This window comes from Mycobacterium sp. (assembly GCF_049802695.1).
GTDB lineage: Bacteria > Actinomycetota > Actinomycetes > Mycobacteriales > Mycobacteriaceae > Mycobacterium.
In genome coordinates this window covers 1-2,429 of record NZ_JBARMY010000263.1, presented here as the reverse complement: position 1 = coordinate 2,429, position 2,429 = coordinate 1, and the positions used below count along the sequence as shown (strand labels likewise).

The following is a 2,429-nucleotide window of genomic DNA, read 5'->3' as shown; positions in this document are numbered from 1 at the left end:
GGGCCACCGGCAGTTCCGGCGCTGCGGCGGGTTGTGGCTTCGCGGTCGGCGGCGGCGCTACCGGAGCCGGCGGCACGATCGGCACGTTTGCGACGCGGGGCGCCGGTAACGCGTGAACCAGTTGGGCTGTCGCCCGCGCTTCGTTCTCAGCGGCGGGTTTGTCTGGCGTGAGCCGTAGACCGACCGCCAGCGACAGCGAACCGACGAGGGTGACTGAGGCGGCGACCAACGCGGTCAATGCGCCGGCATAGGACGGAGTCCGGGAGCCTGTCCGGCCGCCCGCCTCGCGGGCCCAGATAGCCGGCTCGAGGAGTGGTGTCTCGGTGAAGCCCGCTTCCCGCGCCGACGCCAGGGCCGCGCCGCGAGCGAGTGCCAGCTCTGCTCCGCTCTGCGCGAAGACCGGCGCGGGCAGGGCGTCGTTCAACTCAGACGAGAAATCCTCCAGTTCGGCATCCGAACCGACCACCACGACGCCGTCGGGACGCCAGCCGTCCCGGGCGAACATCTTGCTGACCCACCGGAACAGGCCGTCGGCGCCGCCGGTCACCTGCCTGACTGCGGTCCGGATCTCGCCGTCGCAGGCGTCGACCATGACCACGGTCGCCGACTCGTGCTCGAGTACACACACCGCCGTCTTGTCGTAGCCAACGACGGGCACCAGGCCGTCGGCCAGCGTCTCGGCCGCTTGGACCCACCGCACCGGCACGACGTTGTCGAAGCCGGCCGCCGTCAACTGCTCGACGAGCAGCGCCGCGCCGGCGGCGGCGTCGTCGCTCCATGTGACGCCGATCACACGCAGCCGACCGCCAGTGGCCGTCGCCGTCGCTTCAGCCCGCAGCACCGCGGCGGCCACCTGCTTGGACGTCTCGACGGCGTGGAGACCTCCGCCGGACCGCACAGCCAACTCGTCGTGATCAAGGGTTGCGCCGTCGGCGGCACGCCCCTCGACCAGCACCCATCCCACTCCGGTCGACGTCAGTGACAGCCCGAATACCGTGTCCAAATCTGCATCCTCAATCATGCCGCTACCTGCGGCGTTGCACCCTCCGCAGCACCAAGACAAGTCGGCGTTTGTCCGGCGTACCCAGTGAGCCTGCGCAGGCGAGCAAACCCTACCCGATCGGGACGGATGACTTGACCGGTGGCCGTTGCCGACTGTGCGCCGGGGGCCTTGACGGCGCCCGCCGACGCGTCAACGGAACCGCGCGAACAAACCGACGAAAAGGACGGTGAAGGCGATGCGGAATCGAGATGTTTTTGCGGCCTGATCGACATATAGACACGCTGAAGGTAAATTTTGCCGAGAGGGGACTTCAGAATAGTTTTGCTGGGGCGCACGACGGGTAAATCGGGCCGGGATGCACGACGGCATACAGCAAGGGGCACTGGTGATGACAGACGTAAGTAACAGGGTCCGCGCTTGGGTCCGCCGACTGCTGGTGGGCACTGTCGTGGCCGCCGCGCTTCCGGGCCTGGTGGGTCTGGTCGGAGGTGCCGCGACGGCGGGGGCGTTCTCACGTCCCGGTCTGCCAGTCGTCTACCTGCAGGTGCCGTCGGCTGGAATGGGCCATGACATCAAAGTCCAGTTTCAAAGTGGTGGAGCGAATTCGCCGGCCGTTTACCTGCTCGACGGTTTACGCGCGCAGGACGATTACAACGGCTGGGACATTAACACCCCGGCGTTCGAGTGGTACAACGGTTCGGGCCTTTCGGTAGTCATGCCGGTAGGCGGGCAATCGAGCTTCTACACCGACTGGTACAGCCCGGCGTGCGGCAAGGCGGGTTGCTCGACATACAAGTGGGAAACCTTCCTGACCAGTGAGCTGCCGTCGTACCTGGCCTCGCAGCAGAACGTCAAGCCGACCGGCAGCGCCGCCGTGGGCATCTCGATGTCCGGGTCGGCGGCGATGATCCTGGCGGTCTACCACCCGCAGCAGTTCATCTACGCGGCCTCGCTGTCGGCCCTGTTGGACCCCGGGCAGGGCATGGGTCCGTCGCTGATCAACCTGGCGATGGGCGACGCCGGCGGCTACAAGGCCAATGACATGTGGGGTCCGTCGAGCGATCCCGCGTGGCAGCGCAACGACCCTTCGGTCCAGATCCCGACGCTGGTCGGCAACAACACCCGGCTGTGGGTCTACTGCGGTAACGGGACCCCGTCGGAGCTGGGCGGTGCCAATCTGCCGGCCAAGTTCCTGGAAGGTTTCGTGCGGTCCAGCAACATTAAGTTCCAGGACGCCTACAACGCCGCCGGCGGCCACAACGCGACGTTCAACTTCCCGGACAGCGGCACGCACAGCTGGGAGTACTGGGGTGCCCAGTTGAACGCCATGAAGGGTGATCTCCAGGGCTCGCTGGGCGCCAACCCGTCTGCCTGACAACATAATCCGGACTGCGCGTGACGGCTGGCCGTCACGCGCCGTCTCATG

2 protein-coding genes are annotated in these 2,429 nt (G+C 66.9%); one reads left to right on the top strand and one right to left on the bottom strand.

Annotation, left to right across the window (positions count from 1 at the left end; all coding sequences use genetic code 11):
* On the bottom strand, positions 1-1,021 hold a 1,021-nt coding region (locus WA317_RS10855), incomplete at its 3' end, for a DUF7159 family protein (RefSeq protein ID WP_425173033.1).
* Positions 1,022-1,391: 370 nt separating this feature from the next.
* Here WA317_RS10855 and ag85B point away from each other — a divergent pair.
* Positions 1,392-2,378 (top strand): diacylglycerol acyltransferase/mycolyltransferase Ag85B, encoded by a 987-nt coding sequence (gene ag85B, locus WA317_RS10850; protein WP_425173032.1) that lies wholly within the window; start codon positions 1,392-1,394, stop codon positions 2,376-2,378.
* The last annotated feature ends 51 nt before the right edge of the window (positions 2,379-2,429 follow it).

Excerpts from the sequence above, each read along its gene's own strand:
- ag85B (WP_425173032.1), top strand. The coding sequence starts at position 1,392 with ATGACAGACGTAAGTAACAGGGTCCGCGCTTGGGTCCGCCGACTGCTG.